Origin of the sequence: Flavobacterium sp., assembly GCF_013822155.1 — a bacterium.
Taxonomy (GTDB): Bacteria; Bacteroidota; Bacteroidia; order Flavobacteriales; family Flavobacteriaceae; genus Flavobacterium.
In genome coordinates this window covers 1-5,670 of sequence record NZ_PNJW01000092.1, presented here as the reverse complement: position 1 = coordinate 5,670, position 5,670 = coordinate 1, and the positions used below count along the sequence as shown (strand labels likewise).

Annotated in this window: 5 protein-coding genes; all 5 read right to left on the bottom strand. The window is 33.3% G+C overall.

Annotation, left to right across the window (positions count from 1 at the left end; genetic code table 11):
• Positions 1 to 240: 240 nt before the first annotated feature.
• Complete coding sequence (locus C0512_RS14435; RefSeq protein WP_290862796.1) at positions 241 to 2,307, bottom strand: type IA DNA topoisomerase; 2,067 nt, start codon at positions 2,305 to 2,307, stop codon at positions 241 to 243.
• Positions 2,308 to 2,326: 19 nt separating this feature from the next.
• Positions 2,327 to 3,778 carry a DUF3945 domain-containing protein gene (locus tag C0512_RS14430; protein WP_290862794.1) on the bottom strand — a complete coding sequence of 484 codons (1,452 nt, stop codon included), beginning with the start codon at positions 3,776 to 3,778 and terminating at the stop codon, positions 2,327 to 2,329.
• 85 nt (positions 3,779 to 3,863) lie between these two features.
• Positions 3,864 to 4,172: a helix-turn-helix domain-containing protein gene (locus C0512_RS14425; RefSeq protein WP_290862792.1), complete on the bottom strand. Its 309-nt coding sequence runs from the start codon at positions 4,170 to 4,172 to the stop codon at positions 3,864 to 3,866.
• Positions 4,173 to 4,408: 236 nt separating this feature from the next.
• A complete protein-coding gene (locus C0512_RS14420; protein ID WP_290862790.1) occupies positions 4,409 to 5,257 on the bottom strand; it encodes an RteC domain-containing protein in 849 nt (282 codons plus the stop codon).
• A 97-nt stretch (positions 5,258 to 5,354) separates the two neighbouring features.
• Positions 5,355 to 5,670, bottom strand: a 316-nt coding sequence (locus C0512_RS14415) for a helix-turn-helix domain-containing protein (RefSeq protein WP_290862788.1), incomplete at its 5' end; no start/stop codon positions are given.

The window sequence follows — 5,670 nt, the reverse complement described above, 5'->3', positions numbered from 1 at the left end:
TATAAAAGTTTTTTCAATTGAGTATAATACCATAGTAAATAAACATACCTTTATTATTATAAGCGATTTGAAGAAAGTTAATAATGATTTGAACTAGATTGAGTTAAGGATGCATGTATTTTATGCATACAGAAAACATCACATCATCAGATGTTATTTGCCTAAATAAGCCTTTTTTGACAATCTTGATAAAAAGTGATTATAATAATCTACTTTTTTAATTTATATTTTTTTAATCAGTTATTTTTCAAATTCAAATGAAGTTTCTGCTTTGTTGTTCAGGGTAATATAAGCATCAAATTTTTTTCCTGATTTAGCTTTCATTCCTTTTATTAAAGAGGTTCTATTTGTATTGACCAAGCTTTCAATATTTGCTATGCTGATTTGCACTCCACATATGTTACGGAACTGAACCCAGCTACATGCTACATCAAGACATTTAACAATTTTATCTCTGATAATCAACCGTTGTTTTTTGCATTTTGGACAAATGAGTTCCGGCAGGTTTTCTCTGGTAATGGAAGTTTGTAGCAGTTCATGAGTAATTGAAGCTGCATAGTCTTCCATTTTTTTCTGGAAAACATAAGCATCGACTTCGTTGTTTTCTATTTTCTGCAAAGCCAGCTCCCATTCAGCTGTCATTGCCACATCAGAGATTTTTTTGTCTTTGACAATTTTATAAACCTGTAATCCTTTTTCGGTCGGAATAAGTAATTTTTTTTCTCTTTGTATATAATTTCGGGTAAACAATGTTTCGATAATTGCTGCCCTTGTAGCTGGAGTACCGATACCGATATTTTGTAGAGCTTTCCGCTCTTCTTCATTTTCAATTTGATTTCCTGCATTCTCCATTGCGGATAATAGACCAGCTTCGGTATAGAGAACTGGCGGTTTAGTTTTCTTTTCCAAAACTACTGCATTTTTAATTTTCAGTTCATCACCTGTTTTTAGTTCAGGTAGCTCCTGAACCGGTTCATTGTCTTCATCTGAAAAGTTACTTTTAACAGCACGCCATCCGAGTTCAAGTATTTTGATACCTTTCATTCCAAATTCAATAGCAGAAGACTGTAAAACAATATCGGTTATTTTTTTGGTACAAGCCTGCGAAACAGCTTCCAGCAATCTAAAAGCAATCAAATCATAGATTGCATTTTCCATTGCCGATAATGCGGAAGGGATTTTATACGTTATCAATAAACCGTGGTGATCGGTTACCTTTAAATCGTTAACGATACGTTTGTTGAGGCGTACATATTTTATTTTGGACACAGCCTCTTTCAGAGAAGTACGGCTTTCCAATGCCCTTATAAGTCCGGGAATTTCTTGCCATACATCTTCGGGAATGTATTTGCTTCCTGTCCTCGGATAGGTAATGAATTTCTTTTCATATAAATCTTGAGCAACAGATAGGGTTTCTTCTGCCGATAATCCTAGTCTTTTATTGGCTTCTTTCTGCAATCCCGTCAAGTCAAATAGAAGGGGAGGCTGCTCGGTAACAGTTTTATTTTCTATATCTGTTACAATAGCTGTTTCGTTTCGTCGGATGGATTTTAGTGTTTCGTCTGCCTGTTTTTTATTGTTCCATTTGTTTTTAGAAAGACTTTTAAAATCTAAAAAATCCTTGCGGTGTTCCAATTGGATTTGCCAATAGGTTTGTACAGTAAAGTTTTTGTTCTCCAAAAACCTTTTACAGATTAAAGCTAATGTAGGTGTTTGTACCCGCCCCAATGAATAAACCCCGAAGTCTGAGGCAATACTCAATGCCTGTGAAGCATTAATTCCTACTAACCAGTCAGCACGGCTTCTACCTTGTGCTGCCTTATACAATCCGTCAAAATCGCTACTAGGTTTCAGATTCTCAAATCCCTGTTTGATGGCTTTTTCAGTAAGCGAGTTAATCCATAAGCGTTCAAAAGTCTTATTGCAATTGAGATATTCATAAATATAACGGAATATCAATTCACCTTCACGCCCAGCATCAGTAGCAACAATGATGCTGTCTGAGCGGTTGATGACTTGTTCAATTACTTTCAACTGTTTTAACGCACCTATATCATCAGTATAACTTTTGTCTTTTTTTACTTTTCGAATCGTCAGTAAAAAAGGATTGGGCAATATCGGTAAAGATTCTTTTTGAAATCCTGAAATTCCATAATCTTCAGGTATTGCTAATCCTACAAGATGACCCAATGCCCAGGTAACACAATAACCGTTTCCCTGAAGATAACCTTCTTTTTTTTCCACGGCTCCCAAGTGATATGCTATTTCACGAGCCACACTTGGTTTTTCTGCAATTACTGCTTTCATAATACATTCCAATTTGTGATTATATTTTTCTGCTTCTGGTTTTAGCAGGTGCTTTTAGTTTTTCCTGTTCCTCCTGTTGTTTTTTACTGTCTGGATTTTTTTGCTCGGATTTTAAAGGTTCTTTAATATTTTTGGTAGCCTCATTGGTTTTACCTTCCGAATTGACAGCAGTTTGTGTTTTATGGACTTCAGTTGGTTGCATTCTTTCCTTATATTGATTAGGAAACTCAAAGCTTGTTTTTCCGGTTTCCTTGTTGAAAGTAATATAACCCTGATACGGTTGCCCTTTTTTATCTTTCAATCCATCAATGTAAACGGTTTGACCGTTTTTGAAATCCTTATGTTGCTCATCGGTCAATTCCTTACCACGGAATGTTTTTAGAGCTTCCTGCGGTTGGCTTTGCTGATTATTTTGAGTTTGAGCGTTACTATGGGTTTGCCTGTTGGAATTATTACGGTCAAATAGGAACTCCACGTAACGTTTGTCTGCATTGAACTGTACTGAAGCAGAGAATTCGGTCCCTTTTTTGGAGATCATTCCCTCGATGTGAAGTGGTTTGCCTTCCATTAAGGTTTGCTTTTGATCATCATTTAGCTTTACACCCTTTATTTCATCTGGAATTTTAATAAAATCCGTCCGTAAGGCAATAATATCATTGGTAAGTCTGTCTATACTGATAATAGACGGTATTAGTTCGTTCGTTTTAGAGTTAATTAGATTAACTACACGTCCCATATTTCCTGTTTCGAGCAAGTTTTTCTTGTCATCATCTGTAAACTTATGACCAAAGAACTCAAAGTGCAGGTTAGGTTCTTTTTTGATACCGTGTATTGCCACGATAATATTCCCAGCTTCACCTTGCTGTAAAGATAGGCGGGCATCTGTGCGGAGGATAGAACCTCCAAGATTAATGCCTATCGGTAAAAGTTCATTGGTTTTGTAGCCTTTTAATAAAGGTTCTAGTAGGTTTCTTTTTTCAAGATACTCCTTGCTTAATCCAATGTTTTTCATTGTGTCCCAATCAATCATTTCGGGATTAAAGTGGTATTCACTTGTTTTTGGTGTTGTTTGTGTTGTTTCCATATTATTTTTATTTACTTGTTTTTGTTCAGCTTTTAACTCAGCTTTTTTAAAAAATTCTTTGTTCTCTGGCGTTGGATTATCTACCCGTCTTTGCAATTCTTCCGCTATTTCAACGGCGAAGTTTGCGGGTCCGTTGAAAAACGAGAATTTGGTAGGGTTTTTTAGTTGACTTATGAAGTTGGAGAAGAAATTGGAAAGGAAATCGCCGTGCTTGTCGATCCGCATAAACTGATTTTGGTTTTTTTTCGTGGGTTCAACGGTTTCCATTTTTCCTTTTTCGTCAATACTTTTTACAGCTTGGATTTTCATTTTTTCTTTATCCAATACCAACAATATGTCCGATAATTGTTCAGTGATTTCCTGTTTATTCGTTGTCTTTTTACTCATAATAATGATTATTAATACTTTATAAATCCGAAGTTAATGAGTGCTTATAATCGGTTTACACTTAGACTTTACGTGGGATTATTTGTCAGCTTTTGTCCTTTATTCTTGCTAATGGAGTATTAAAACTTTCTCGGATAAATTGATGCACATCGGATAGTTTGTAATAGAGTTTTCCACTTATGGTATAATAGGGTAGTTTGCCTGTGGAGCGATATCGTTGTAAGGAACGTGAGCTAACTTTTAGCATTTGAAGTAAATCCTGATTATCCAAAAGTTCTTCCCCATCGATACTGTTTCGCTGTTTTTGAGAAGCATTAATATGGTCTTTTAAGATATCAAATCTCTCCATAATTCGTTCCATCCATGCTATAAATTCTATTCTGTCTATATTCATAACTTTTAATTTTGTATCATTTTGTGAATACAAAGTTGTAAAGATTGACGTGGATTGTGTGCCAAGTTTTACCCATTGAATATGCAGATTTTTATTTTTTTTTGAATTTGAAAAACTAATAATTATCGTTAGATTTCATGTGTTTTTGCGATTATGTGAGAGTAACTTAGAGAAGTCATGCCAATTGGCACATATTGGTATAAAGAGAAATTTTACAAGTATAACTTTTAGAAATGCTATAAGTCTTTATCCATATATTGTTCTAATGATGATTTGAGTTGGTCTAAAAAAAGTGTTCGATTACCAGCTCGATCTTTCATTCGATGGAAAGCGTGATGAATATCTCCTAATTCTGTGCGAAATAGTAATTGAAAAATTAAACTGATTTTCCTAATACCAATTTTACCATTCGAAATTGCTCCAGATACATAAAGAGCATAAATCAATTCTATTAGGGCATTTTTAGAATCTGTCCAAAATACATCTTTAGTATTTTCCGAATTTTGTATGATTAGATTAGAATTATCTTCAAAGTTTATTTTAGAAAGCAAATAAGTATAAAGCAGTTCGTTGGCAATGATTCTAGCAATTTTATAGTCATAATAGGTGGAAAAATGATTATCGATTTCAAAAATAAAACTGTTCATACCTATGTTAAGGTTAACTTTTCCTAATTGAAAAAAGTCATGATCTCTGTCTGTTCTCCCTGAACGATAGTAACGATAAAAATCAGAATTATAAATGTGTTCTTTATATTCTTGTTTTAGGAGTTCCAATTCATTAGAAAAATATTTATGATATAATTTTCCATTACTTACAGGACATGAGATTTCTATTCTGTACACTTTATTATAGTAAATCAGTTTTCCTAATATTTGTGGCTTGACTTTTTTAAAGAATTCAATTTCTTCTTTTTCATTACTAAAACGATGTTCTAGTACTAACTTTTTTACCTCTGATAATAAATCACGAAGAAAAATAGTCATATGATGAGCTTCATTAATTATGTGTGCTGATTCTAAGCTGACTTTTTGTTCTTGTTTGTGAATACTCGAAAGTGCGTCTCTGTAAATGGATCGTATCATAATTAACAATATTAAAGTGAAACAATTATTCTCTTATAAAAATGCCATATGTTTTCTTTCCTAAGTTTTTATACTATTTTTTAATTTCTTTATTCGTCTAAAGAGTTAGTCTTAAACGATATTCCGATGGAGATATAGAAATATGTTTTTTAAAAAAATTACTAAAAAACGATGGACTACTAAATTGTAATTCATCACTGATACTTGAAATGGTCAAATCATCGTTTTGAAGCATTTTCTTTGCTTCTATAATGATTTCTTCTTCTATCCATTGTTTAGCAGTTTTACCTGTTACATCCTTAATTGATTTGTTAAGATGGCCGGCTGTAACAAATAATGAGTTAGCATAAAATTTGACATTATGTTGCTCTTTGTAGTGTATTTCTAAAATTGAAAAAAAATGAAATACAAGC

Coding starts and splice junctions, on each gene's coding strand:
- C0512_RS14420 (WP_290862790.1), bottom strand. CDS start 5,257: ATGATACGATCCATTTACAGAGACGCACTTTCGAGTATTCACAAACAA.
- C0512_RS14430 (WP_290862794.1), bottom strand. CDS start 3,778: ATGAGTAAAAAGACAACGAATAAACAGGAAATCACTGAACAATTATCG.
- C0512_RS14425 (WP_290862792.1), bottom strand. CDS start 4,172: ATGAATATAGACAGAATAGAATTTATAGCATGGATGGAACGAATTATG.
- C0512_RS14435 (WP_290862796.1), bottom strand. CDS start 2,307: ATGAAAGCAGTAATTGCAGAAAAACCAAGTGTGGCTCGTGAAATAGCA.